The 24,658-nt window shown below is 73.0% G+C and carries 24 protein-coding genes and 1 pseudogene; 20 read left to right on the top strand and 5 right to left on the bottom strand.

The genetic code is table 11. The annotated features are described in order from the left end of the window. Positions 1-3: 3 nt before the first annotated feature. On the top strand, positions 4-1,602 hold the full coding sequence (locus tag CLV28_RS01015) for a leucyl aminopeptidase family protein (RefSeq protein WP_239073273.1): 1,599 nt from the start codon (positions 4-6) through the stop codon (positions 1,600-1,602). Positions 1,603-1,685: 83 nt separating this feature from the next. Here CLV28_RS01015 and CLV28_RS01010 read toward each other — a convergent pair whose 3' ends face one another. Beyond that, complete coding sequence (locus CLV28_RS01010; protein WP_100421456.1) at positions 1,686-2,291, bottom strand: O-methyltransferase; 606 nt, start codon at positions 2,289-2,291, stop codon at positions 1,686-1,688. A gap of 257 nt (positions 2,292-2,548) precedes the next feature. Between CLV28_RS01010 and sigE the strand changes: the two are divergent. The 7 genes and pseudogenes from sigE to CLV28_RS00975 form a co-directional block, all read left to right on the top strand. Continuing rightward, positions 2,549-3,097: pseudogene (sigE, locus tag CLV28_RS01005) on the top strand (RNA polymerase sigma factor SigE); the annotation flags it as partial. 164 nt (positions 3,098-3,261) lie between these two features. Then, a complete protein-coding gene (locus tag CLV28_RS01000; protein ID WP_100421455.1) occupies positions 3,262-4,140 on the top strand; it encodes an anti-sigma factor family protein in 879 nt (292 codons plus the stop codon). A 500-nt stretch (positions 4,141-4,640) separates the two neighbouring features. Next, positions 4,641-5,717, top strand: a complete 1,077-nt coding sequence (locus CLV28_RS00995; RefSeq protein WP_308440389.1) for a S1C family serine protease — start codon at positions 4,641-4,643, stop codon at positions 5,715-5,717. A 9-nt stretch (positions 5,718-5,726) separates the two neighbouring features. Continuing rightward, positions 5,727-6,182: a twin-arginine translocase TatA/TatE family subunit gene (locus CLV28_RS00990; RefSeq protein WP_100421453.1), complete on the top strand. Its 456-nt coding sequence runs from the start codon at positions 5,727-5,729 to the stop codon at positions 6,180-6,182. 56 nt (positions 6,183-6,238) lie between these two features. After that, a complete protein-coding gene (gene trpS / locus CLV28_RS00985) occupies positions 6,239-7,300 on the top strand; it encodes a tryptophan--tRNA ligase (protein WP_100421452.1) in 1,062 nt (353 codons plus the stop codon). Further along, on the top strand, positions 7,297-7,863 hold the full coding sequence (locus CLV28_RS00980; protein WP_100421451.1) for a 2'-5' RNA ligase family protein: 567 nt from the start codon (positions 7,297-7,299) through the stop codon (positions 7,861-7,863). Before trpS ends, CLV28_RS00980 begins: the two co-directional genes overlap by 4 nt. Before the next feature lie 9 nt (positions 7,864-7,872). Further along, entirely contained in the window at positions 7,873-9,051 is a 1,179-nt protein-coding gene (locus CLV28_RS00975; protein WP_100421450.1) for a YihY/virulence factor BrkB family protein, read from the top strand. Between the two features lie 174 nt (positions 9,052-9,225). Here CLV28_RS00975 and CLV28_RS00970 read toward each other — a convergent pair whose 3' ends face one another. The 4 genes from CLV28_RS00970 to sdhC form a co-directional block, all read right to left on the bottom strand. Continuing rightward, positions 9,226-9,987, bottom strand: a complete 762-nt coding sequence (locus tag CLV28_RS00970) for a succinate dehydrogenase iron-sulfur subunit (RefSeq protein ID WP_100421449.1) — start codon at positions 9,985-9,987, stop codon at positions 9,226-9,228. Continuing rightward, positions 9,987-11,819, bottom strand: a complete 1,833-nt coding sequence (sdhA, locus tag CLV28_RS00965; RefSeq protein ID WP_100421448.1) for a succinate dehydrogenase flavoprotein subunit — start codon at positions 11,817-11,819, stop codon at positions 9,987-9,989. The genes CLV28_RS00970 and sdhA overlap by 1 nt, the downstream gene beginning before the upstream one ends. 77 nt (positions 11,820-11,896) lie before the next feature. After that, positions 11,897-12,352 carry a succinate dehydrogenase hydrophobic membrane anchor subunit gene (locus CLV28_RS00960; protein WP_100421447.1) on the bottom strand — a complete coding sequence of 152 codons (456 nt, stop codon included), beginning with the start codon at positions 12,350-12,352 and terminating at the stop codon, positions 11,897-11,899. Further along, positions 12,352-12,735 carry a succinate dehydrogenase, cytochrome b556 subunit gene (gene sdhC, locus CLV28_RS00955; protein ID WP_100421446.1) on the bottom strand — a complete coding sequence of 128 codons (384 nt, stop codon included), beginning with the start codon at positions 12,733-12,735 and terminating at the stop codon, positions 12,352-12,354. Before sdhC ends, CLV28_RS00960 begins: the two co-directional genes overlap by 1 nt. Before the next feature lie 307 nt (positions 12,736-13,042). Here sdhC and CLV28_RS00950 point away from each other — a divergent pair, with 307 nt between their 5' ends. From CLV28_RS00950 to CLV28_RS00895, 12 genes are all read left to right on the top strand, one after another. Continuing rightward, on the top strand, positions 13,043-14,164 hold the full coding sequence (locus tag CLV28_RS00950) for a mannose-1-phosphate guanylyltransferase (RefSeq protein WP_100421445.1): 1,122 nt from the start codon (positions 13,043-13,045) through the stop codon (positions 14,162-14,164). 23 nt (positions 14,165-14,187) lie between these two features. After that, positions 14,188-15,384: an amidohydrolase gene (locus CLV28_RS00945; RefSeq protein WP_100421444.1), complete on the top strand. Its 1,197-nt coding sequence runs from the start codon at positions 14,188-14,190 to the stop codon at positions 15,382-15,384. A 290-nt stretch (positions 15,385-15,674) separates the two neighbouring features. Continuing rightward, positions 15,675-16,766, top strand: a complete 1,092-nt coding sequence (locus CLV28_RS00940) for a BMP family lipoprotein (RefSeq protein WP_157802441.1) — start codon at positions 15,675-15,677, stop codon at positions 16,764-16,766. A 128-nt stretch (positions 16,767-16,894) separates the two neighbouring features. Further along, positions 16,895-18,511, top strand: a complete 1,617-nt coding sequence (locus CLV28_RS00935) for an ABC transporter ATP-binding protein (protein WP_100421443.1) — start codon at positions 16,895-16,897, stop codon at positions 18,509-18,511. Next, entirely contained in the window at positions 18,508-19,767 is a 1,260-nt protein-coding gene (locus CLV28_RS00930) for an ABC transporter permease (protein WP_100421442.1), read from the top strand. The genes CLV28_RS00935 and CLV28_RS00930 overlap by 4 nt, the downstream gene beginning before the upstream one ends. Next, complete coding sequence (locus CLV28_RS00925) at positions 19,764-21,050, top strand: ABC transporter permease (protein ID WP_100421441.1); 1,287 nt, start codon at positions 19,764-19,766, stop codon at positions 21,048-21,050. The genes CLV28_RS00930 and CLV28_RS00925 overlap by 4 nt, the downstream gene beginning before the upstream one ends. Positions 21,051-21,055: 5 nt before the next feature. Further along, on the top strand, positions 21,056-21,460 hold the full coding sequence (locus CLV28_RS00920; protein ID WP_275405072.1) for a cytidine deaminase: 405 nt from the start codon (positions 21,056-21,058) through the stop codon (positions 21,458-21,460). A 144-nt stretch (positions 21,461-21,604) separates the two neighbouring features. Continuing rightward, positions 21,605-22,894: a thymidine phosphorylase gene (locus tag CLV28_RS00915; RefSeq protein WP_100421440.1), complete on the top strand. Its 1,290-nt coding sequence runs from the start codon at positions 21,605-21,607 to the stop codon at positions 22,892-22,894. Between the two features lie 18 nt (positions 22,895-22,912). Then, positions 22,913-23,416 carry a YidH family protein gene (locus CLV28_RS16240; protein ID WP_100421439.1) on the top strand — a complete coding sequence of 168 codons (504 nt, stop codon included), beginning with the start codon at positions 22,913-22,915 and terminating at the stop codon, positions 23,414-23,416. After that, a complete protein-coding gene (locus CLV28_RS00905; protein ID WP_100421438.1) occupies positions 23,416-23,730 on the top strand; it encodes a DUF202 domain-containing protein in 315 nt (104 codons plus the stop codon). The genes CLV28_RS16240 and CLV28_RS00905 overlap by 1 nt, the downstream gene beginning before the upstream one ends. Continuing rightward, positions 23,727-24,452, top strand: a complete 726-nt coding sequence (locus tag CLV28_RS00900; RefSeq protein ID WP_100421437.1) for a hypothetical protein — start codon at positions 23,727-23,729, stop codon at positions 24,450-24,452. Before CLV28_RS00905 ends, CLV28_RS00900 begins: the two co-directional genes overlap by 4 nt. Beyond that, positions 24,449-24,655, top strand: coding sequence for a hypothetical protein (locus tag CLV28_RS00895; RefSeq protein WP_100421436.1), 207 nt, complete (start codon positions 24,449-24,451; stop codon positions 24,653-24,655). The genes CLV28_RS00900 and CLV28_RS00895 overlap by 4 nt, the downstream gene beginning before the upstream one ends. Positions 24,656-24,658 lie beyond the last annotated feature (3 nt).

The raw sequence follows: 24,658 nt of genomic DNA, 5'->3' as shown, positions 1-24,658 counted from the left end.
CCTGTGGCACGCGAGCTGACGGGCGACGCCGGGCGGCGTCCTGTCGTCGACGGTGACCTCCCCGAGGTCGTCGTCGCGGACGGGACGCTCGCGACGTGCGCGTTCCTGCGGGACGGCGACGTCGACGCGGTCGTCGTGGCCGTGGCGCCGGCGTTCGAGGCCGAGGACGGCGTCGAGCCGCGCTCGGGGACGGTCGACGCCTCGACGATCTATGGCGTCGACCTCGCCGAGCTCGCCGACCGGGACGTGTCGTTCGACGGCGCTGCCGGTCAGCACGTCACGGTCGAGCTGCCGCAGGCGCACGCGCGCTCGTCGGTCACGCTGCCCTGGGCGGGCCTGCCGCCCCGGATCGTGCTCCTGGGCATCGGCTCGGGCAGCCCCCGGGACCTGCGCCGCGCGGGTGCGGCCCTCGCCCGCGCGACCGACGGCCTCGGTCGCGTCGTGAGCGTGGCCTCGGCCCGCGAGGTCGGCGACGGCGCCGAGGCGTTCGTCGAGGGGTACTTCCTGGCCGCCTACCGTGTGCCGCGCTTCGGCGGGGCGGACGCCGAGGGTGCACGCATCCCGGGCGGTGCCGAGCAGCTCGTCCTGCTGGGTGACGACGTACAGCCCACGATCGACGCGGCGAACGCCGCGGCGTCCGCCACGTGGCTCGTGCGCGACCTCGCCAACGTCCCCGCGAACATCAAGGGGCCCGAGTGGTTCGCGGCACGGGCGAGCGCGCTCGCCGCCGCCGCGGGACTCGTGGTGGACGTGCTCGGCCCGGCCGAGCTCGCCGCGCAGGGGTTCGGCGCGATCCTCGCGGTCGGCGCCGCCGCTGAGCGCGGCCCGCGGCTCGTGACGGTCTCCTACGACCCCGTCGAGTCCGCGAAGGACGCACGCCACGTCGTCGTCGTGGGCAAGGGCATCACCTACGACACGGGCGGCATCTCGATCAAGCCGCGCGAGTCGATGGTCCCCATGAAGACCGACATGGCGGGGGCCGCGGTCGCGCTCGCGACCGTGCTCGACGCCGCGCGCGCCGGGCTCGCGCACCGCGTGACCGCCGTCCTCCCGCTCGCCGAGAACCACCTCGGCGCGGCGTCGTACCGTCCGGGCGACGTGATCCGCACCTGGTCGGGCGCGACCGTCGAGGTCGCGAACACGGACGCCGAGGGGCGCCTCGTGCTCGCCGACGCGCTCGCATGGTCGGCCGCGACGCTCGCCCCCGACCTGATGGTCGACGTCGCGACCCTCACCGGTGCCGTGGCCGTGGGGCTCGGTCGCACGCACGCCGCGCTCTACGCGACGGACGACGACCTCGCGGCGCGCGTCGAGCGCGCGGGCGAGGCCGCGGGCGAGCTCGTGTGGCGCATGCCGCTCGTCGACGAGTACCGGGCCGCGCTGCGCTCCGACGTCGCGGACCTGCGCAACGTCCCCCGTGACCCGCCCGGGGCGGGGTCGGTCGTCGCCGCGCTGTTCCTCGAGCAGTTCGTGGCCGACGTGCCGTGGGTGCATCTCGACGTCAACGGCGTCGGCCGCTCCGCGAGCGACAAGCACGAGCTCTCCGCCGGGCCGACGGGGTTCGGCGCGCGGCTCCTGGGACGGTTCCTGCGCGACCTCTGAGGTCGGCGGCAGGCAATGTCAGCGGCGAACTTCGTTAAATGCGGGCAATGTCAGCGGCGAACGTCGCCAAACTGCGGGCAATGTCAGCGGCGGACCGCGACCAGCAGCCCGTCACCGACCGGCAGCAGCGCCGGGACGACGCGCTCGTCGTCCCGCAGCCTGCGCCCGACCTCGCGCACGATGGTCGTGACCTCGTCGCGGCGCGCCGGGTCCGCGACGCGGTCGTCCGCGAGCGCGCCGTCGACCACGAGCATCCCGCCCGGGCGCAGGAGGCGGAGCCCCTGCTCGGCGTAGTCCGGGTAGCTCGGCTTGTCGGTCCCGACGAGCACGAGGTCGTACGCGCCGTCCGTGAGCCGGGGCAGCACGTCGGACGCGCGCCCGGGGATCGTGCGGGTCCGGGTGCTGCGCACGCCGGCCTCGGCGAAGGCGCGCTTGGCGGCGCGCTGGTGCTCGACCTCGAGGTCGATCGTCGTGAGCACGCCGTCCTCGGGCATGCCGCGCAGGAGCCACAGCGACGCGACGCCGGCGCCCGTGCCGACCTCGACGACCGAGCGTGCGCCCAGGCCCGCGGCCAGCGCGGCGAGGGTCGCGCCCACGCCGGACGAGACCGCGGAGCAGCCGAGCTCGGCGGCGCGCTCGCGGGCGCGCAGGAGGACGTCGTCCTCGGGGACGAAGTCCTCGCAGTACATCCAGCTCGAGATCTTGGACCGTGCGCCGATGTCGGTGATCGGGACCTCCGGGGGTAGGGGGTGCTGCGCGCGGGCCGCATGCCCGTGCAGCGGGCCGTCAGCGCTGATCGTACCCGTCGCGGGGGTCGAAGGACCGGACGCCGGCCCCGACGCGGCGGGTGTCGTGCGAGGCGCGTCGGCCCGGGGCGCGGACGTCGTGTGAAGGCGCTGCGTGGGGACCGTGGCGAGAAGGTTCCCCGCGGCCGGGGGCGCCCCCGATCTGGGACGATGGTCCCGTGACCGACGCCCCCTGGACCGCACCGTCGTGGGACGAGATCGTCCGCGAGCACTCCGCCCGCGTGTACCGCCTCGCGTACCGGCTCACGGGGAACCGGCAGGACGCCGAGGACCTCACGCAGGAGACGTTCGTGCGGGTGTTCCGCGCGCTGTCGTCGTACACGCCGGGCACGTTCGAGGGGTGGCTGCACCGCATCACCACGAACCTGTTCCTCGATCAGGCGCGCCGCCGTCAGCGCATCCGGATCGACGCGATGGGTGAGCACGACGAGCTGCTCGTCTCGACCGGCGACCACGGCCAGCCCGAGCGCGGGTTCGAGCACGCGAACCTCGACCACGACGTCCAGCGGGCGCTCGACGCGCTCGCGCCCGAGTACCGCGCCGCGGTCGTGCTGTGCGACATCGAGGGCCTCGGGTACGAGGAGATCGCGGTGACGCTCGGCATCAAGATCGGGACGGTGCGCTCGCGCATCCACCGTGGCCGTGCCCAGCTGCGCGTCGCCCTCGCGCACCGCGCGCGCCGGCCGCAGGGCACGCCCGCGCACGGCGGCGTGACGGCCGGCGGCACGACGCTCGACGGTGTGACGGTCGGCGACGTGACGCGGACCCCCATGGAGCGCGACCCGGTGGAGGGCGACCCGATGGGGCGCGACCTGGTGATGCGCGACCAGGTGGTGGCCGACGGGCGGGTCGCATGAGCCACCTCGGTGCGCTCGCGAGCGCACTCGTCGACGGGCAGCTCTCTCCTGCTGCCGCGGAGCGCGCGGTCGCGCACACGGTGCGGTGCGAACGGTGCGCGGCGGAGGTCGCCGACGTCCGCGCCGCGCGCCGGAGCGTGGGCGCGGCGGCTCCCGTGGTCCCTGCGGACGACCTCGTGGCGCGCATCCTCGCGATGGCCCCCGAGCCGGCGGGCGACTCCGGTCGCGAGGCGGGGTTCGCGAGCGACGTGCCGTGCCAGTGGTACGGGACCGCGGCGGCCGCGCCGCGTCGGCGTCGCCTCGTGCCCGTCGTGGCGCTGGGCGCCTCCGGGGTCCTGCTGCTCTCGCTCGCCGCGGTGGGCGGAGCGCCGCGTGTCACGGTGCCCACGACGCGGGCCGAGGCGCGCGACGTGCTCTCCCAGGCGGGTGCGCCCGGCGGGACCGCGCTCGACCCCGGCACGAGCGTCGACGACGTCCTGGGGTCCGGTGGCTGGGTCGTTCCCACGAGCCTCGGCACGCGCGCGAGCCTGACCGGGGTGCGGCTGCCGTCGGACGACGACGGCTGGCTCGAGCTCGACCTGACCGTCGACGGCCACGCGGTGCTCGTCCGCGAGCGTCACGGCGCGCTCGACCCGGCGCTCGTCGCCGCGCACGGGGTCGACGAGCGGGGCGTCGTCGTGGTCTCGGAGGACCCGCTGCACGCCGTGTGGCAGTCGGGCGGTGACGTCGTCGAGCTGCTCGCGAGCGGCCCCGACGAGCAGGACGCGGTCGGCGTGGTCGTCGCGGCGTTCCCCGCGCACGACTACGATGCCGGGGTCCCTGCGCGCATCTGGCGGGGGTGGTCCACGATGACAGGAGCCCTCGACACACCATGAGCACCCAGGACGGCACGAGCCCCCGAGACGGCGAAAGCACCCGCGACAGCGCGAGCACCGAGGGCACCCCGGCACCGGACGCTCCGGCGAACCTGTTCGCGGCCCCCGAGCAGCCACGCGCCTCGGTGGGTCAGGACCCCGCGCCGCACAGCGCGACCGTGCCGGACGGCGCCCCCGCAGGCACGCCGTCCCCGGCCGTGGGCCCTCGCGGGCAGGGCACGCACACGGGCGAGGCGCAGCCGACGCACGGCGCTGCCCCGAGCGGACCAGTACCGACCGGACCAGTACCGACCGGACCTGCACCGACCGGACCTGCACCGACCGGACCTGCACCGACCGGACGGGTGCAGCACGGATTCGCGCAGTCCGACCACACGCAGTCCGGCCCCCCGCAGCCGGGGTACCCGTACCCCTACGCCGCGCCCGGCCATGTCTATCCGCAGCCGCAGCCGCCGACGTCGGGCTGGCCCCGGCAGCGCCCGCGCCGCACGGGTCCGTGGATGACCGCGGGCGTCGCTGTGATCGCGCTGGTCGCCGGTGCCCTGGGCGGCGTGGCCGCCGAGCGCGTCGCCGACGGCACGGGCGTCTACCGCCCCGTCGACGCGAACCTGCCGGCCGCGTCGTCGTCCGGCGCGGACGCTCCCGAGGACGGCTCGGTCGCGGCGATCGCGGCCGCGACGCTGCCGAGCGTGGTCTCGCTCCAGGTCTCGGGGGAGGACGGCGTGGCGACGGGCTCCGGCGTCATCATCCGGGAGGACGGCTACATCCTCACCAACAACCACGTCGTCGCGGGCGGGGCGGACGGCGGCGACGTCGTCGTGCTGCTCGCGGACGGCAGCGAGCTGCCCGCGACGATCGTCGGGCGCACGTCCGACTACGACCTCGCGGTCGTCAAGATCGACGCCGAGGGGCTCACGCCGCTCGTGCTGGGCGACTCCGACAAGGTCGTGGTCGGGGACTCCGTGGTCGCGGTCGGCGCCCCGCTGGGCCTCGACGGCACCGTCACGACGGGCATCGTGAGCGCGCTCAACCGCCCCGTCACCGCGGGCGAGTCGACCGACACCGCGTTCATCAACGCGATCCAGACCGACGCCGCGATCAACCCGGGCAACTCGGGCGGGCCGCTCGTCGACATGGACGGCGAGGTCGTCGGCATCAACTCCGCGATCGCGCAGCCGCCGGGAGCGCTCCAGGCGACCGGCAGCATCGGGCTCGGGTTCGCGATCGGCTCGAACCAGGCACGGCGCACCGCGGAGCAGCTCATCGAGCAGGGGACGGCGACGTACCCGGTCATCGGCGTGCTCCTCGACGACCGCTACACGGGCGAGGGCGTCCAGGTGCTCACCGAGGCCGAGGGCGACCAGCAGCCCGTCGTGCCGGGCGGGCCGGCCGACGACGCGGGCATCCGGGCGGGCGACGTGATCCTCGCGATCGACGGGCGCCCCGTGACGCAGAGCGACGAGCTGATCGTGGCGATCCGGGCCAAGGCGCCGGGCGACGCGGTGACCCTCACGGTCCGCACGGGCGACGAGGAGCGGGACGTGCGCGTCGTGCTGGACGAGCAGGCGAGCGAGTAGTCTGGCGGCATGTTCGGCATCAACGGCAGCGAGTTCGTGGTGCTCGCGGTGCTCGTGGTGCTCCTCGTGGGGCCCGAGCGGATGCCCGAGTACGCCGAACAGCTCGGGCGGCTCGTGCGCTCGGGTCGCAAGCACCTCGACGCGGCCCGCAAGCGGGTCGACGACGAGATGGGCGACGACCTCAAGGACGTCGACTGGGCCAAGCTCGACCCGCGCCAGTACGACCCCCGTCGCATTGTCCGTGAGGCGCTGCTCGACGATCCCGCCCCGACCGCGGGGGCGGCGTCCGCGGCCGGTGCCGCAGCGGCCGTGGCGGGAGGTGCAGCCGCGGGGGGTGCGGTGGCCGCGTCGGTCGGTGCGGTCCGGGCAGGGTCGGGCGCACGCCAGGCCGTCGGCGGCGGCCCGGCGTCGGTCGACCGGCTGCCCGCCGGGGTCGACGCGCCGTACGACGACGAGGCGACCTGACCGAGCCCGTGGGCACGCGTCTTGGAGGTCCTCGCGGACCTGTCAGAATGGATGGCATGTCCGCCGAGACCGCCACCGACGTCGCCACTCCCGTGACCCCGCATCAGCGCCCCCGGATCCTGTCCGGGATGCAGCCGACCGACGACACCCTGCACCTGGGCAACTACGTCGGCGCGCTCACGCAGTGGGTCGCGCTCCAGGACGACCACGACGCGCTGTACTGCGTCGTCGACCTGCACGCGCTGACCGTCAACCCCGAGCCCGCGCGGCTGCGCGAGCGCACGCGGCGGACCGCCGCGCAGTACCTTGCGGGCGGCGTCGACCCCGACCGCGCGACGCTGTTCGTGCAGTCGCACGTGCCGCAGCACACCGAGCTCGCATGGTTGCTGTCGTGCCAGACCGGCTACGGCGAGGCCGCCCGCATGACGCAGTTCAAGGACAAGTCCGCCAAGCGCGGCACCGAGGGCACGAGCGTCGGGCTGTTCACCTACCCCGTGCTCATGGCCGCCGACATCCTGCTCTACGACGCGACGCGCGTGCCCGTGGGCGAGGACCAGCGCCAGCACCTCGAGCTCACGCGCGACCTCGCGGTCCGGCTCAACACGCGGTTCGGCGAGGGCACCGTGGCGGTCCCCGAGGCGCACATCGTCAAGGCCGTCGCGAAGATCTACGACCTGCAGGACCCGACGTCCAAGATGAGCAAGTCGTCGAGCACCGACAAGGGCATCATCGGCCTGCTCGACGACCCGAAGTCCGCCGCCAAGAAGATCCGGTCCGCCGCGACGGACTCGGGCAGCGAGGTCGCCTACGACCCGGTCGCCAAGCCCGGCGTGTCGAACCTGCTGACGATCTTCTCGGCGCTCACGGGCCGTGACGTGTACGCGATCGCCGCGGACTACGAGGGCAAGGGCTACGGGCACCTCAAGGTGGACCTGGCCGACGTCGTCGTCGACCTGCTCGTGCCGTTCCAGGAGCGTGCCAACGGCTACCTGGACGACCCGGCCGAGCTCGACGCGGTGCTCGCGCGCGGCGCCGAGCGCGCCCGGGAACTCGCGCAGGGCACGATCGACCGGGTCTACGACCGCTTCGGCCTGCTGCCGGCGGGTGCGCGCCGGTGAACCTGCCCGACCGTGGTCCGGGGCAGGTGCGCCTCGGGGTGTCCATCGAGATCCCGGCGCCCTACGGGGCCGAGCTCCAGGCGTCGCGCGCCGGCTTCGGCGACCCGCTCGCCGCGACGGTGCCTCCGCACGTGACGGTGGTCGGGCCCACCGTGGTCGACGCCGACCAGATGCCCGCGGTCCACGCGCATCTCGAGGCGGCGTGCGCGGGGCGCGCTCCGTTCCGCATGCACCTGCGGGGCAGCGCGACGTTCCGGCCCGTCTCGCCGGTCGTGTTCGTGCAGGTCGTCGAGGGCATCGCCGAGTGCGAGGACCTCGAGTCGGGCGTGCGGTCCGGGATGCTCGACCAGGAGGTCCGCTTCAACTACCACCCGCACGTCACGGTCGCGCACGACCTCGACGACGCCGCGCTCGACCGGGCCTTCGCGGAGATGGCCGACTACGAGGCGGTCTTCGACGTGACGCACCTGCACCTGTACGAGCACGGCGACGACGGCGTCTGGCGACCCGTGCGCGCCTTCCCGCTCGGCGCGGAGGCTGCGAGCGCGACCCGTACCTCATAGGGTCGGGTCATGACCGACGCACCCGCCTCCCGCCGCACCGCGGTGCGCGAGGCGGTGCGTGAGCGGGCCGTGAAGGCCGGCGCCGACCTCCCGCAGGACGACGGCGCCGACGGCAAGGTCGCGGGCGCCGTCGCGACCGCCAAGGGGCTCACCGAGCTCTGGAAGCGCAGCCGCCCCGGGCGCACGTTCCAGCGCTACTCCGCGGGCCGCGGGGCGCTCCTGTGCGGCGGCATCGCCTACTCGGCGCTCTTCTCGGTGTTCGCGGCCCTCGCGATCGGGTACACGATCTTCTCGAGCATCCTCGGCGACAACGAGGAGCTCCAGGAGTCGGTGCTCGAGCAGGTCAACTCGTTCGTCCCGGGCCTGCTCGACCTCGACGGCGACGGCCCTGCGAAGGGCATCAAGCCCGAGGACCTCGTGGTCGCGCAGGGCCTGAGCTGGACCAGCGTGATCGCGTCCGCCGTGCTGCTGTGGACGGCCATCAGCTTCATGACCGCGCTGCGCCGCGGCGTGCGCGCGATGTTCGGGCTCTCGGAGGTCGGGCAGAGCTTCGTGCTGTCGAAGGTCTGGGCGCTCGTCGGGTTCCTCGGCCTCGCGGTCGGCGTCGTCGTCTCGACCGCGGCGAGCATCCTCGTGACCCAGCTCGGGCAGGTGCTCGAGGAGTACCTGCACCTGGGCGACCTCGGCGGCGTGCTCGTGGTCCTGGCCGGCCTCGCGGTGAGCCTCGTGATCGACTCGCTCCTGGTCGCCGGGGTCATCGTGGTGCTCGCGGGTGCGCGACCCCGAGCCCGCGCGCTGTGGTCGGGCGTGCTCATGGCGGGCGTCGCGTTTGGCGTGCTGCGCTACCTCGGCACCGCCGTGGTGGCGGGCAGCGCCTCGAAGAACGCCCTGCTCGCATCCTTCGCGGTGCTCGTGACGCTGCTGCTGCTCGTCAACTTCGTCGCGCGCGTGCTGCTGCTGGCCTCGGCGTGGATCGCGAACCCCGAGTACGTCGACCCGCACCCCGCACCCGTCGAGACGCCCGCCGAGCGCGCCGAGCGCGAGGCGCGGGTGCACGCCGGCCAGGGCAACGGCTACCCGTGGAGCCCGCTCGTGCGCGGCGTGCGTCGCGGGCTCCTGCCGCGCCCCCGGCGGCTTGTCGCGCGGGGCGAGGCCCTGCGTCCCGAGACGCGCCCCGACGACCGCTGAGCCACGCGTGGACGGCGCGCGCCCGACCCGACCACGCGGCGTCCGGCACGTCGCGGTATCGGCACGACGCGGTATCGGCACGACGCCACCGTCCCCGGAACGACGACGCCGCGCCACCCCGGGCGGGGGTGACGCGGCGTCGTCGTGCGGGCCGGGCGGAGGCCCGGGGTCAGGTCAGAACGCGCGGCGGATCATCGCGCGCTTGACCTCCTGGATCGCCTTGGTGATCTCGATGCCGCGCGGGCACGCCTCGGTGCAGTTGAAGGTCGTGCGGCAGCGCCACACGCCCTCCTTGTCGTTGAGGATCTCGAGGCGCTGCGTGGCGCCGTCGTCGCGCGAGTCGAAGATGAACCGGTGCGCGTTGACGATCGCGGCGGGGCCGAAGTACTGCCCGTCGGTCCAGAACACCGGGCACGAGCTCGTGCACGCGGCGCACAGGATGCACTTGGTCGTGTCGTCGAAGCGCTCGCGCTGCTCGGCCGACTGGATGCGCTCCTTGCTCGGCTCGTTGCCCGAGGTGATGAGGAACGGCATGATCTCGCGGTAGGAGGCGAAGAACGGCTCCATGTCGACCACGAGGTCCTTGATCACGGGCAGGCCCTTGATGGGCTCGACCGTGATCGGCTTGTCGGGGTTGACGTCCTTGAGGAGCGTCTTGCAGGCGAGCCGGTTGCGACCGTTGATGCGCATGGCGTCCGAGCCGCACACGCCGTGGGCGCACGAGCGGCGGAACGTGAGCGAGCCGTCGTGCTCCCACTTGATCTTGTGCAGGGCGTCGAGCACGCGGTCGGTGCCGTGGGCGGTCACGGTGAACTCGTCCCAGGTCGACTCCTCGCCGTGCTCCGACTCGGGGGAGTAGCGGCGCACGCGGAGCGTGACCTCGAACGAGGGGACGGTGCCGACCTCGGTGGCGGGGTTCTCGAGGGTCGCGGTCATCAGTACTTACGCTCCATCGGCTCGTACCGGGTCTGGGTGACGGACTTGGACCCGAGGACGACCTTGTAGCCCTCGAACTCCTCGACGTGGTCGAAGTAGCCCTCGACCGTGCCGTCCGCGGTGTCGGGTGCCGACGGCGGGCGCCGGTACGTCATGGTGTGCAGCATGTAGTTCGTGTCGTCGCGGTCCGGGAAGTCCTCGCGGTAGTGACCGCCGCGCGACTCCTTGCGGTTGATCGCCGCGACGACCGTGACCTCGGCGATGTCGAGCAGGAAGCCCAGCTCGAGCGCCTCGAGGAGGTCGGTGTTGAACAGCCGGCCCTTGTCCTGGACGGACACGTTCTTGAACCGGGCCTGGAGCGCGCGGATGTCGCTCAGCGCCTGGTTGAGCGACTCGCCCGTGCGGAACACCTGGGCGTTGGCGTCCATGGTCTCCTGCAGCTCGCGGCGCACGTCCGAGACGCGGTCGCCGTCGGGGCGGTTGCGCATCTCGTCGAGCTGCGCGACCGTGCGGTCCGCGGCGTCGGCGGGCAGCTCGGTGAACGACGCGGTCTTGGCGTACGCGGCGGCCGTGCGGCCCGCGCGCTTGCCGAACACGTTGATGTCGAGCAGCGAGTTGGTGCCGAGGCGGTTCGAGCCGTGCACCGACACGCACGCGACCTCGCCGGCCGCGTACAGGCCCTTGACGACGTTGTGCGAGTCGCGCAGCACCTCGGCCTCGACGTTGGTCGGGATGCCGCCCATCGCGTAGTGCGCGGTGGGGTACACGGGCACGGGCTCGGTGTAGGGCTCGATGCCGAGGTACGTGCGCGCGAACTCGGTGATGTCCGGGAGCTTGGCGTCGATGTGCGCGGGCTCGAGGTGCGTCAGGTCGAGCAGGACGTAGTCCTTGTTCGGGCCGCAGCCGCGGCCCTCGCGCACCTCGTTGGCCATCGACCGGGCGACGATGTCGCGCGGCGCGAGGTCCTTGATGGTCGGGGCGTAACGCTCCATGAAGCGCTCGCCCTCGGAGTTGCGCAGGATCCCGCCCTCGCCGCGGGCGGCCTCGGACAGGAGGATGCCCAGGCCCGCGAGGCCTGTCGGGTGGAACTGGAAGAACTCCATGTCCTCGAGCGGGAACCCGCGGCGCAGCGCGAGCGCCATGCCGTCGCCCGTGAGCGTGTGGGCGTTCGAGGTGGTCTTGAAGATCTTGCCCGCGCCGCCGGTCGCGAAGATGATCGCCTTGGCCTGGAAGACGTGGATCTCGCCCGTCTGCAGGTCGTAGGCGACGACGCCCGTGGCGTGCACCTCCTCGCCGTCCGCGACGTCGCCCTGGGACAGGTCGTGCGTCGTGATGAGGTCGAGGACGTAGAACTCGTTGAAGAACTCGACGTCCTGCTTGACGCAGTTCTGGTAGAGGGTCTGCAGGATCATGTGACCCGTGCGGTCCGCGGCGTAGCACGAGCGGCGCACGGCGGCCTCGCCGTGATTGCGCGTGTGGCCGCCGAACCGGCGCTGGTCGATCCGGCCCTCGGGCGTGCGGTTGAACGGCAGGCCCATGCGCTCGAGGTCGAGCACCGCGTCGATGGCCTCCTTGGCCATGATCTCGGCGGCGTCCTGGTCGACGAGGTAGTCGCCGCCCTTGACCGTGTCGAACGTGTGCCACTCCCAGTTGTCCTCCTCGACGTTCGCGAGGGCGGCGCACATGCCGCCCTGGGCGGCGCCGGTGTGGGAGCGGGTCGGGTAGAGCTTGGAGATGACGGCGGTCCGGACCTCGCCGGACGCCTCGAGCGCAGCGCGCATTCCTGCGCCGCCGGCGCCGACGATGACGACGTCGTACTGATGGGTCTGCATCGGGGTCGATGCCTCCTGGCAGCTGGTTGGGGGGCGGGGGTGCGCGCGTCAGCGCGCGGTGCGTGCGGACCGGACGGTCACGAGAAGCACACGGACGGCAGCAGGCTGGGGTCCGCACCCACGGGGCAGGGGCTGAAGGTGAAGATCACGAGCGTGCCGGCGACGACGACGATCGTGAACGCCAGGTACAGCGCGAGCTTGAGCACGAGGCGAGTCGTGTCCCGCTCGGCGTAGTCGTTGATGATCGTGCGCACGCCGTTGGTGCCGTGGATCATCGCGAGCCAGAGCATGAGCAGGTCCCAGACCTGCCAGAACGGGCTCGTCCACTTGCCGCCGACGAACGCGAAGTCGATCGCGTGGACGCCGTCGCCGACCATCAGGTTGACGAACAGGTGCCCGAAGATCAGGACCAGGAGCACGACGCCCGAGGCGCGCATGAACACCCAGCCGTAGAGCTCGTAGTTGGTGCGCGTCGACTTCTTGCGACGGTAGGCCTCGCGCGGGGCGGCGAGGTCCGGGGTGCCGGCAGCCATCAGTGACCCCCTGAGAAGACGTTCATGAGGTGACGGGGCAGGAACCCGGCCATCGTCACGGCGAACAGACCGATCACGACCCAGAGCATCACGCGCTGGTACTTCGGGCCCTTGGCCCAGAAGTCGACCAGGATGATCCGGATCCCGTTGAACGCGTGGAAGACGATCGCGGCGACGAGGCCGGCCTCCCCGAGTCCCATGATCTCGGTCTGGTAGGTCGAGATGACGGCGTTGTACGCCTCGGGCGAGACCCGCACGAGCGCCGTGTCGAGCACGTGCACGAGCAGGAAGAAGAAGATCAGCACGCCGGTCACGCGATGCGCGACCCAGGACCACATGCCTTCGCGGCCGCGGTACAACGTGCCAGCAGGTGCACTTGGCACGGTGTGGCCTCCTGTGACGAGATCCGGGGGGATGGACCGCCACGTCCCGGCGTCCAGACCCCTCCGTCGTCGGAGGATCTCGGGCGCGCCGGCAGCGCGGATGTCCGTTCTCTGCTCGTCCACTCTAATGACCCGACCGCGGGGTTCGGCACCCCAGGGCCGGGATGTGAGGTATTCGTGCAGAGTTTGTGACCGATGCCACAGGGGTCCGGCGTCGCTCCCGGGAACTCCTCCCGGGCGTCGTGGTCACGTGTCGGACGGCGGTCGGGGACGTCGTCCGACACCTGGCGTCGGTAGGATTCCGGGCATGGGAACCCCGAGCGCGCCGATCGCCGACTTCTACGCCGTCGTGCCCGCGGGAGGGGCCGGGACCCGGCTGTGGCCGCTCTCGCGCCGCGACGCGCCCAAGTTCCTCCTCGACCTCACGGGCAGCGGCCGCTCGCTCCTGCAGGGCACGGTCGACCGGCTCGTGCCGCTCGCGGGCGAGGACGGCGTCGTGCTCGTGACGGGGGAGCGGCACGTCGCCGCGGCGCGCACCCAGCTCCCCGGCCTGTCGGACGACGCGGTGCTGGCCGAGCCCTCGCCGCGCGACTCGATGGCCGCGATCGGTCTCGCGGCGGCCGTGCTGCAGGAGCGGCACGGCGACGTGGTGATCGGCTCGTTCGCCGCCGACCAGGTGATCTCGGGGACCGACGCGTTCGAGCAGGCCGTGCGTGAGGCGGTCGAGGCCGCGCGCGAGGGGTACGTCGTGACGATCGGCATCGCGGCCTCGCGCCCGTCGACCGCGTTCGGGTACGTGCGCTCGGGCGAGAGCCTCGGGGTGCTCTCGGCGCCGACCGCGCTGCACGCGCAGGGCTTCACGGAGAAGCCCGACGCGGACACCGCGCGCGCCTACCTCGCGACCGGCCAGTACCGCTGGAACGCGGGCATGTTCATCGTGCGCACCTCGGTGCTGCTCGACCACCTCGCGCGCGAGCGTCCCGCGCTGCACGACGGGCTGCGCACCATCGCGGCCGCGTGGGACTCGCCCGCGCGCGACGAGGTCGTGGCCGCGACGTGGCCGGGCCTCGAGCGGATCGCGATCGACCACGCGGTCGCCGAGCCGGTCGCCGCCCTCGGGGGTGTCGCGGTCGTGCCGGGGACGTTCGGGTGGGACGACGTCGGCGACTTCAACTCGCTCGCGGCGCTGCTGCCGTCGGTCGACGGCGCGGGCAGCAAGGTGCTCGGCGACGGCGCGGACGTCGTGCGCATCGACAGCGCCGGGTCGGTCGTCGTGCCGGGCGACCGGGTCGTGGCGGTGCTCGGCCTCGACGACGTCGTGGTCGTCGACACGCCCGACGCGCTGCTCGTCACCACGCGGGCGCGCGCGCAGAAGGTCAAGCAGATGGTCGACGCGCTCCACGACCTGGGACTCGACGAGCTGCTCTGACCTCGAGGACTACCCTCGGGCGTGTGAGCCCCTACGCGTCAGCCCCGCAGTCCGAGACCGCCCGCCGCGTCGACGCCCTCGTCGCGACGCTGCGCGACGAGCTCGTCGAGGTGCGGCGCGACATCCACGCGCACCCCGAGGTCGCGCGCACCGAGGTGCGCACGACCGCCGTCCTGGCCGAGCGGCTCCGCCTCGCCGGCCTGAGCCCGCGCCTGCTGCCCGGGACGGGCCTCGTGTGCGACGTCGGCGACGACCGCGGAGCGGGGCGCGTGGCGCTGCGCGCGGACATCGACGCGCTGCCGCTCGACGACGCGTGCGACCTGCCGTTCTCCTCGACCGTCGAGGGCGTCGCGCACGCGTGCGGGCACGACGTGCACACCACGGTCGTGCTCGGTGCGGGCCTCGTGCTCGCCGAGCTCGACCGTGCGGGCGAGCTCTCGCGCGGCGTCCGGCTGATCTTCCAGCCCGCCGAGGAGGTCATGCCCGGCGGGTCGCTCGACGTGATCGACGCCGGCGCGCTCGACGGCGTGAGCGAGATCTACGCGCTGCACTGCGAGCCCAAGATCGACGTCGGGCTCCTGGGCACGCGCATCGGCCCGATCACCTCGGCGAGCGACCAGGTCTCGGTGACCCTGACGTCGCGCGGCGGGCACACCTCGCGCCCGCACCTCACGGGCGACCTCGTGTACGCGCTCGGGCAGGTCGTGACGCAGGTCCCGGCGATCCTCGGACGACGCACCGACCCGCGCTCGGGCGTGAACCTGACCTGGGGGGCGGTGCACGCGGGCAACGTGCCCAACGCGATCCCGTCGACCGGCACCCTCCGAGGCACGCTGCGCTGCCTCGACGTGCGCGCGTGGGAGCTCGCCGCGCAGGTGCTGCACGACGCGGTCGAGCAGGTCGCCGCGCCGTACGACGTCGAGGTGTCGGTGCACCACACGCGCGGCGTGCCGCCCGTCGAGAACGACGAGGCGGCGACCTCGCGCATCGAGGCGGCGGCGCGCGACGTCGTCGGCCCGGACTCGGTCGTGCTGACCGAGCAGTCGCTCGGCGGCGAGGACTTCGCCTGGTACCTGACGAAGGTGCCCGGCGCCCTCGCGCGGCTCGGCACGCGCACGCCCGGCGGGCGCACGTACGACATCCACCAGGGCGACCTGCGGGTCGACGAGCAGGCGATCGACGTGGGCGTGGCGCTCCTGGCGCGGATCGCGCTCGGCTGAGTGCATCGACGGCTGAGTGCGTCGACGGCTGAGTGCACGAACCGCTGAATGCACGGACGGCCCTCGCGTCTCGCTGGGTGGACACGACGGGGGCGGTCGCGAGACGCCCGATGACGCTTGCGTAACGAAACCGCCGCGTTACCCGTGGGTAACGTCGTGCGGTGCGCGCTCTGGTTAGGGTTCGAGCGAACGGACCGCCAGGCGCCGTGACCGGACCGTGCAACGGCGCGCGGGGCGGTCGCGGTCTCCAACTCCGGCGGTCGTGCGAACGAACACGACAGGAGCTTCACGTGAAGAGAGCGACCACGATCACCGCGCTGGCTGGGATCGCAGCCCTCGCACTGTCCGCGTGCGGAACCGCGCCCGAGGACGAGGCGGGGGGCGACGGCGGCGCCGACGCGAGCGACTTCAAGGCCTGCATGGTCTCGGACGCCGGCGGGTTCGACGACAAGTCGTTCAACGAGTCGGGGTTCAACGGACTCAAGTCGGCCGAGGAGAACCTCGGCATCGAGACGGCGACCGCCGAGTCGCAGTCCAACTCCGACTTCGCGCCGAACATCGACAACCTGATCTCGGCCGACTGCAACCTCGTCGTCACCGTCGGGTTCCTGCTCGCGACCGCCACCGGCGACGCGGCCACCGCCAACCCCGACGTGGAGTTCGGCATCGTCGACTCGACGGCGCAGGACGCGGACGGCAACACCATCGAGCTCGACAACGTCAAGCCGATCAGCTTCGACACCGCCCAGGCCTCCTACCTCGCGGGCTACCTCGCCGCCGGCATGTCCAAGACCGGGACGGTCGCCACCTACGGCGGTCTGCAGATCCCGTCGGTCACCGTGTTCATGGACGGGTTCGTCGACGGCGTCGCGAAGTACAACGAGGTCAAGGGGACCGACGTCAAGACGCTCGGCTGGGACAAGGAGGCGCAGAACGGTTCGTTCGCCGGCGGCTTCGAGGACCAGTCGCAGGGACAGCAGCTGACGACGACGTTCATCGACCAGGGTGCCGACATCATCCTCCCGGTCGCGGGTCCGGTCGGCCTCGGCACGCTTGCCGCGGCGAAGGACGCCGACGGCGTCTCCGTGATCTGGGTCGACTCGGACGGCGCGGAGACGAACCCCGACTCCGCCGACCTCATCCTGACCTCGGTCATGAAGCAGATCGGTCCGGGCGTCGAGGACGTCATCACCGGGGCCGTCGACGACAAGTTCGACAACACGCCCTACGTCGGCACGCTCGAGAACGACGGCGTCGGCCTTGCCCCGTACCACGAGTTCGACGGCGACGTCCCGCAGGAGCTGAAGGACGAGGTCGAGCAGCTCAAGCAGGACATCATCTCCGGGACGATCACGGTGGAGTCGGACAACTCCCCGAAGTAGTCCCGCAGTTCGACCCGGCGCACGCCGGGCAGCGAGCCGACCCGGCCCTTCGCCGGGTCGGCTCGTTCATGCCGCACTAGTGTCGGGAGCACGGCGTCGTGACGTCGCGGCCCGGAAGGAGATCGCAGGTGAAGCTCGAACTGCAGGGGATCACGAAGCGCTTCGGGCCGCTCGTGGCCAACGACCGCATCGACCTGACGATCGAACCGGGTCAGGTCCACGCGCTGCTCGGGGAGAACGGTGCGGGCAAGAGCACGCTCATGAACGTGCTCTTCGGCCTCTACACCGCCGACGAGGGCAGGATCCTCCTCGACGGTGCCGAACGGACCTTCCGAGGTCCCGGCGACGCGCTCGCCGCAGGGATCGGGATGGTCCATCAGCACTTCATGCTCGTCCCCGTCTTCACGGTGGCCGAGAACGTGATGCTCGGGCACGAGGACACCAAGGGCGGTTTCCTGGACCTGCCCACGGCGCGGCGCCGCGTCGCCGAGCTCTCGGCGAGGTTCGGGTTCGGGCTCGACCCGGACGCGGTCGTCGAGGACCTCCCCGTCGGGGTCCAGCAGCGCGTCGAGATCGTCAAGGCCCTCGCCCGGGAGGCCAAGGTCCTGATCCTCGACGAGCCGACCGCGGTGCTCACCCCGCAGGAGACCGACGACCTCATCGAGATCATGCGCCAGCTCAAGGTCGCGGGGACCTCGATCGTCTTCATCACGCACAAGCTGCGCGAGGTCAAGGCGGTCGCGGACACCATCACGGTCATCCGGCGCGGCGCGGTCGTCGGCACCGCTGCCCCGTCGGCGTCCGAGAACGAGCTCGCCGAGCTCATGGTGGGCCGGTCGGTGTCCCTCGGGCTCGACAAGGCGCCCGCGACGCCGGGCGATCAGACGTTCGTCGTGAACGGCCTCACGGTGCGCGACGCCGCGGGCCAGGCCGTCGTGGACGACGTGTCCTTCGCCGTCGCCCAGGGCGAGATCCTCGCCGTCGCCGGCGTCCAGGGCAACGGCCAGACCGAGCTCACCGAGGCCATCCTCGGGGTCCGGGCGTCTGAGTCCGGCTCGATCGTGCTCGACGGCGTCGAGCTGAGAGGCTTGCGCACCGACCAGATCCTGCGCGCGGGGCTCGGGTTCGTCCCGGAGGACCGCAAGGTCGACGGGCTCGTCCTCGACTTCACGGTCGCCGAGAACCTCGTGCTCGACCTCGTCGGGACCGCTCCGTACTCGCGCGGCGTGAGCCTCGACCTGCGCGCCATCCGCAAGAACGCCCGCGCCCGCATCGAGGAGTACGACGTGCGCACGCAGGGCCCCGACCAGGAGGTCGGCCGGCTCTCGGGCGGTAACCAGCAGAAGGTCGTGGTGGCCCGCGAGCTGTCGCGACCCCTCAAGCTCTTCATCGCGAGCCAGCCGACGCGCGGCGTCGACGTCGGGTCGATCGAGTTCCTGCACCGCAGGATCGTCGCCGAACGGGACGGTGGCACACCCGTGATCATCGTCTCGACCGAGCTCGACGAGGTCTCCGAGCTCGCGGACCGGATCGCCGTCATGTACGAGGGCGGGATCGTCGGGATCGTGCCGGGGGACACCCCGCGCGCCGTGCTCGGCCTCATGATGGCCGGCGTCCCGCTCGCGGAAGCCACCCGTGAGGCCGCGGCCCACGAGAGCGCGCACCCTGCGGCGTCCGACGCCGGACCGGTCCCGGACGACGCCGCTGCACCAGAGATCACCGACGAGACGGGAGACACCCTGTGAGCGCCGCGAAGCCTGCACCGCCCTCCGGGGCGACGGACCCAGCGCCCGGCCCGGAGCGGCCCGCAGGGAGCAAGTCCGGGAACGGCGACCGCGCGGCCCAGGTCCTGCGCGAGGTGAGCACCGGCACGTTCGGCGTCACCTTCCTCGCCTTCGTCCTGGCGCTCGTCATCGGCGGCCTCCTGATCATCGCGGTGGACGACGACGTCGCCGACGCGGCGTCGTACCTGTTCGCTCGTCCGGCGGACTTCTTCACGGCCGCCTGGAGCGCGGTGAGCGAGGCGTACGCCGCACTGTTCCGCGGGGCCGTCTTCAACTACGAGGCGAGCACCGTCTCGGGCGCGATCAAGCCGCTCACCGAGACGATGACCGCCGCGACCCCGCTGATCATCGCCGCGCTCGGCGTCGCGGTCGGCTTCCGTGCGGGGCTCTTCAACATCGGTGCCCAGGGCCAGGTGATCATGGGTGCGACGATCGCCGGGTTCGTGGGATTCACCTGGAACCTCCCGGTCGGGATCCACCTCCTCGTCGCGCTGCTCGGCGGCGTGATCGCCGGTGGCCTGTGGGCGGGGATCGCCGGCCTCCTCAAGGCACGCACCGGCGCGCACGAGGTGATCGTCACGATCATGCTCAACTACGTCGCCCTGTACCTCCTGCAGTTCCTGCTGACGACCGACGCCTTCTCGACCGGCAACCAGCCCAAGAGCCCGAGCGTCAAGAGCACCGCGCAGCTCCCGCTGCTCCTCGGCGACGGGTTCCGGCTCAACGCGGGCTTCCTGCTGGCGATCCTGTCGGCCGTCTTCGTGTGGTGGCTCATGTCGCGCTCGACCATCGGGTTCCGGTTCCGGGCCGTCGGGTCGAACGCCCACGCCGCGCGCACCGCGGGCATGAGCGTGACCGCGACGTTCGTGCTCGTCATGATCGTCTCGGGTGCGCTCGCGGGCCTCGCGGGGGCGACCCAGGTACTCGGCACCGAGAAGTTCCTCACGGACGGGATCGCCGGTTCGCTCGGCTTCGACGCCATCACCGTGGCGCTGCTCGGCCGCTCGCGACCGCTCGGGATCTTCCTTGCCGGCCTGCTCTACGGCGGGCTGAACGTCGGCGGGCGCGTCATGGAGGTCTCGACCGGGACGCCCATCGACATCGTGCTCGTGATCCAGTCGCTCGTGGTGCTGTTCATCGCGGCACCCCCGCTGGTGCGGGCGATCTTCCACCTGCCCGCCCCGCGCACCGGCGCATCGAAGGAGGTCGCAGCATGAGCGTGATCGAGACCAAGGACGCACCCGGGCGGCAGGACGTCACGGTCGGCGCCGGCGCGTCAATGCGTGGCCCCGTGGTGATGCTCGCGTTCGGCGTGCTGTCGCTCGTGCTGTTCGGTCTGCTGCCGGACTCGGGCGGCACGACGACGTTCGGGATCTCGACGTCGAGCGACTTCGTGCGGTTCGACCCGGTCGAGCTCCCGTCCAAGGCGACCGCGATCGTGCTGTCGCTCGTCGCGCTCGCGCTGGCCGCCTACGGCGCGCTCCGCGTCCGCGGCGGGCGGAAGGTCCCCACGTGGGTGCTCGCGGCGTTCGGCGCGATCTGGGTCCTCACGTTCCTCACCTGGGCGGTGACCGACAAGTCGACCTCGCTCGTGAGCCTGCTCCAGGGATCGCTGCTCCTCGCCGTCCCGCTCGCCTTCGGGGCGCTCGGCGGCCTGCTCAACGAGCGCGCGGGCGTCGTCAACATCGCGATCGAGGGGCAGCTGCTCACGGGTGCCTTCGGTGCGGCCGTGATCGGGTCGGTCACGGGGAACCCCTACGCCGGCCTGGTCGCGGCGCCCGCGTTCGCGCTCGTCATCGGCGCGATGCTCGCCCTGTTCACGGTCAAGTACCACGTCAACCAGATCATCGTGGGGGTCGTGCTCAACGTCTTCGCGGTGGGCCTCACGAGCTTCCTGTTCGGGTCGGTCCTCAAGGACAACGCGGCCCAGCTCAACTCGCCGCCGCGCCTGGAGACGATCGCGATCCCGGGGCTGTCGCAGATCCCGGTCCTGGGTCCTGTGCTCTTCCGTCAGACGATCATCGTGTACCTGCTCTACGTCGCGGTCGCCGTGATCGCCGTCGCGCTGTTCCGGACGCGGTGGGGACTGCGAGTGCGCGCCGTCGGCGAGTATCCCCAGGCGGCCGACACGGTGGGCATCGACGTCAACCGCACCCGGTGGGGCAACGTCCTGCTCGGCTCCGCGGTCGCAGGCCTCGGCGGCGCGTTCTTCACGATCGGCTCGGTCGGTGCGTTCGGCGAGGAGATGACCGCGGGCAAGGGCTACATCGCGCTCGCGGCGATGATCCTCGGGCGTTGGTCGCCCGTGGGCGCGCTGACCGCGGCACTCCTCTTCGGCTTCGCCGACAAGCTCCAGCAGGTGCTCGGAGTCCTGCAGACCCCGATCCCGAACCAGTTCATGCTGATGCTGCCGTACATCGTGACGATCTTCGCGGTCGCCGGGCTCGTGGGGCGCGTCCGCGGTCCCGCCGCGGCCGGCGAGCCGTACGTGAAGGGGTGACCGGGGTGCCCGCCCCCGACCTGGACGTCGACTGGGACGCGCTGCGTGCCGCGGCGACCGAGGCCATGACCCTCGCCTACGCGCCCTACTCGGGGTTCCCCGTCGGGGCGGCCGCGCTCGTCGACGACGGGCGCGTCGTGGTCGGCTGCAACGTCGAGAACGCGGCCTACGGCGTCACGCTGTGCGCGGAGTGCTCGCTCGTGAGTGCGCTCGTGACCGGCGGCGGCGGGCGGCTCGTCGCGTTCACCTGCGTCGACCGGCACGGCACCGTGCTCATGCCCTGCGGGCGCTGCCGCCAGCTCCTGCACGAGCACGGCGGGCGCGACCTCGTGCTCGAGACCGTGCAGGGCCTGCGGACCATGGCGCAGGTGCTGCCCGACGCGTTCGGGCCCGAGGACCTCGCCCGGTGAGGTGATGCGGGCGCCCGCCCGAGGTCCGCGGCGTCACGGGAGCGAGAGCACGACAGGACACCGAGAGCACCGGGACGCCGACGCGGCGCCCCGCACCGGCCGGCCCGACCGGGTCGGCGAGCCGAGCAGAGCAGGAGCGAACGCATGAGTGAGACCCACGACGCGGTCGACGTGATCCGGACCAAGCGCGACGGCGGCACCCTCGACGCCGCGCAGATCGACTGGGTGGTCGACGCCTACACCCGCGGCGTGGTCGCCGAGGAGCAGATGTCGGCGCTCGCGATGGCGATCCTGCTCAACGGCATGGACCGCACCGAGATCTCGCGCTGGACCGCAGCCATGATCGCCTCGGGCGAGCGCATGGACTTCGCGGGGCTGTCCCGCCCGACCGCCGACAAGCACTCCACGGGCGGCGTCGGCGACAAGATCACGCTGCCGCTGGCCCCGCTCGTCGCGGTGTTCGGCGTCGCAGTCCCTCAGCTCAGCGGCCGGGGCCTGGGGCACACGGGCGGCACGCTCGACAAGCTCGAGTCCGTCCCCGGCTGGCGCGCCGCGCTCAGCAACGACGAGATGCTGCGCCAGCTCGAGGACGTCGGCGCGGTGATCTGCCAGGCGGGCAGCGGTCTCGCGCCCGCCGACCGCAAGCTCTACGCGCTGCGCGACGTGACCGGCACGGTCGAGGCGATCCCCCTGATCGCGAGCTCGATCATGAGCAAGAAGATCGCGGAGGGCACGAGCGCCCTCGTCCTCGACGTCAAGGTCGGCTCGGGCGCGTTCATGAAGGACCTCGGGGCGGCGCGCGAGCTCGCGCGCACCATGGTCGACCTCGGCACCGACGCGGGCGTGCGCACCGTCGCGCTCCTGACCGACATGTCGACGCCGCTCGGCCTGACCGCGGGCAACGCGCTCGAGGTCCGCGAGTCGGTCGAGGTGCTCGCGGGCGGCGGGCCGGCGGACGTCGTCGACCTCACGGTCGCCCTCGCGGTCGAGATGCTCGCGGGCGCGGACCGCCCCACGAGCGAGGACGACGTCCGCGCCGCCCTCGCGGACGGGCGCGCGATGGACGTGTGGCGCCGCATGATCACCGCGCAGGACGGCGACCCGGACGCGCCCCTGCCGCTCGCGCGCGAGACCGACGTGGTGCGGGCCGCGCACGACGGCGTGCTGACCTCGCTCGACGCCTACGCGGTCGGCGTCGCCGCCTGGCGGCTCGGTGCGGGCCGCGCGCGTCGCGAGGACGCGGTGCAGGCCGGCGCGGGCGTCGAGATGCACGCCAAGCCCGGCGACGTCGTCCGCGCGGGCGACCCGCTGCTCACGCTGCACACCGACACGCCCGAGAAGTTCGCCCGTGCCCACGAGGCGCTCGCGGGCGCCTGGTCCGTGGGCGAGGATGGTGCCGGACGCACCGAGGTCGTCATCGACCGGGTGGCCTGAACCGACGGAGAGGGCGGCATGGACGACGAGACGGACCGCGGGCGCGACGACGACGCACCGGTCGACCCGGACGTCGCCGACGGCCCGACCGAGCGGCTCGACCCGCAGCCCGTGCACGTGCCCGAGCACACCGCCGAGCACGCCGCGCAGCACGTGCGCGCTCGGCGCCCGTACGACGTCTACGGCGTCGGCACCGACCCGGACTACCGGTTCTCGATGGCGAACGAGCGCACCGCGCTCGCGTGGATCCGCACCGGGCTGAGCCTGGTCGCCGGGGGCGTCGCGCTCACGTCGTTCGCGACGTTCGCGAACCTCTCGGGCGTGCTCGACGTCGTCGCGGGCCTCGCGTGCCTCGGGGGTGCGAGCCTTGCGCTGTGGTCGCTCGTGGCGTGGCGGCGCAACGAGCGGGCCATGCGGCTCGGCGAGCCGCTGCCCTCGCCGACGTCGCTGCCCGTGCTCGTGGTCGGGGTCATCGGGTTCGGCCTCGGGCTCTGCGTCTACGCGTTCTTCGAGGCGTTCTGATGGTCGAGCGCGACTCCGGCGCGCAGCCCGAGCGGACCGCGCTCGCCTGGCAGCGCACCGTGCTGTCCGTGACGATCGGCTCGCTCGTGCTCGCGGCGACCGGCGTGCGCATGGACACGCACTGGATCGCGGTGGTCGCCGTCGGCATCGCCGCCGCGGCGTTCCTGCCCTTCGTGTTCCGGGCCCCGCAGGGCGGCGTGCCCTCGCACGGGCGTCTGCACGGGTGGTGGTTCCTCGTGCGTATGGTCGTGCTCGTCGCGACGCTCGGGTTCGTCGGCGCGGCCGCGGTCGTCGCGTCGATCCTGCGCGGGTGAGCGTGCCGTCGGGGGTGCCGTCGGGCGTGCCGTCGGGCGGCGGACGGTCCGGGCGCGACGCCTACCCGCGCCTCGCGACCGTCGGTGGTGTGCGCGCCCGCCAGGTGGACGGGACGACGTGCGGCGCGGCGGTGCTCGTCGCGCTGGCCGCGGCGGGCGACGTCCGCGTCCAGGAGCGGGTCCGGGAGGGCGGCGAGCAGGCCTGGCGGGACCTCCAGCGGGCCGCGCACCGCGCCGCGACCACCTGGCACGGTCTCCCGGCGTGGCCGCGCGCCCTCGGCACCCCGCCGTGGGGGCTGGCCCGCACGGCCCGGTGGGGGCCGGTGCGCTACCGGCACGTGCCCGTCGCCGACCGGACCCGGCGGGGGAGGGCGACCCTGCGCGCCGTGGCGGCGGCCGTCCGCGAGGGCGTCCCCGTGCCCCTGTACGTGGGCGGCGGTCGGCCGGCGCCGGTCCCGCGGCACGTCGTGCTCGTGACCGACGTCGTGCTCGTCACCGACCCCGCGCAGGGCCTGGACGAGGACCCCGTGTGGACCGTGCTCGAACCGGGCTCGGGCGGCCTGCACCGGGTGCCCGAGCGCGACGTGCTCGCCCCGGGCGCGTCGGCGGCCCGGCGCGCGGCGTTCGGCGGCTGGACGCGCGCGACCTGGGCGGTGCTGCCGGTGGCGAGCACCCGTGGGCCGCGTGACCATGAAGGTCCCCGGACCGAGGAGTTCTCATGAGCACCGTCCCTGGCGAGGAGTCGTTCCACGACGCGGGGCTCACGCCCCCCGACGACCGCGTCGTCGACGCGGCGCGCGACCCGCTCGAGCACCGACCCGACGAACCCCGCCCCGACCTCGACGGGCTCGCCGACGAGGCCGACGTCGTCGAGCAGGCCGCCGAGGTGCCCGAGGAGGACCCGGACGACGCGCCGCCCCGGTAGCGT

Source organism: Sediminihabitans luteus, from assembly GCF_002797595.1.
Taxonomy (GTDB): Bacteria; Actinomycetota; Actinomycetes; order Actinomycetales; family Cellulomonadaceae; genus Paraoerskovia; species Paraoerskovia lutea.
Note: the sequence above shows the minus strand (reverse complement) of the source record. Positions and strands in the feature narration are given on the sequence as shown.

Excerpts from the sequence above, each read along its gene's own strand:
- CLV28_RS01010 (WP_100421456.1), bottom strand. The coding sequence starts at position 2,291 with ATGTACTGCGAGGACTTCGTCCCCGAGGACGACGTCCTCCTGCGCGCC.
- CLV28_RS00950 (WP_100421445.1), top strand. The coding sequence starts at position 13,043 with ATGGGAACCCCGAGCGCGCCGATCGCCGACTTCTACGCCGTCGTGCCC.
- CLV28_RS00975 (WP_100421450.1), top strand. The coding sequence starts at position 7,873 with ATGACCGACGCACCCGCCTCCCGCCGCACCGCGGTGCGCGAGGCGGTG.
- CLV28_RS00995 (WP_308440389.1), top strand. The coding sequence starts at position 4,641 with ATGACCGCGGGCGTCGCTGTGATCGCGCTGGTCGCCGGTGCCCTGGGC.
- CLV28_RS16240 (WP_100421439.1), top strand. The coding sequence starts at position 22,913 with ATGGACGACGAGACGGACCGCGGGCGCGACGACGACGCACCGGTCGAC.
- trpS (WP_100421452.1), top strand. The coding sequence starts at position 6,239 with ATGTCCGCCGAGACCGCCACCGACGTCGCCACTCCCGTGACCCCGCAT.
- sdhA (WP_100421448.1), bottom strand. The coding sequence starts at position 11,819 with ATGCAGACCCATCAGTACGACGTCGTCATCGTCGGCGCCGGCGGCGCA.
- CLV28_RS00905 (WP_100421438.1), top strand. The coding sequence starts at position 23,416 with ATGGTCGAGCGCGACTCCGGCGCGCAGCCCGAGCGGACCGCGCTCGCC.
- CLV28_RS00960 (WP_100421447.1), bottom strand. The coding sequence starts at position 12,352 with ATGGCTGCCGGCACCCCGGACCTCGCCGCCCCGCGCGAGGCCTACCGT.
- CLV28_RS00915 (WP_100421440.1), top strand. The coding sequence starts at position 21,605 with ATGAGTGAGACCCACGACGCGGTCGACGTGATCCGGACCAAGCGCGAC.
- CLV28_RS00925 (WP_100421441.1), top strand. The coding sequence starts at position 19,764 with ATGAGCGTGATCGAGACCAAGGACGCACCCGGGCGGCAGGACGTCACG.
- CLV28_RS00990 (WP_100421453.1), top strand. The coding sequence starts at position 5,727 with ATGTTCGGCATCAACGGCAGCGAGTTCGTGGTGCTCGCGGTGCTCGTG.
- CLV28_RS01000 (WP_100421455.1), top strand. The coding sequence starts at position 3,262 with ATGAGCCACCTCGGTGCGCTCGCGAGCGCACTCGTCGACGGGCAGCTC.
- CLV28_RS00970 (WP_100421449.1), bottom strand. The coding sequence starts at position 9,987 with ATGACCGCGACCCTCGAGAACCCCGCCACCGAGGTCGGCACCGTCCCC.
- CLV28_RS00895 (WP_100421436.1), top strand. The coding sequence starts at position 24,449 with ATGAGCACCGTCCCTGGCGAGGAGTCGTTCCACGACGCGGGGCTCACG.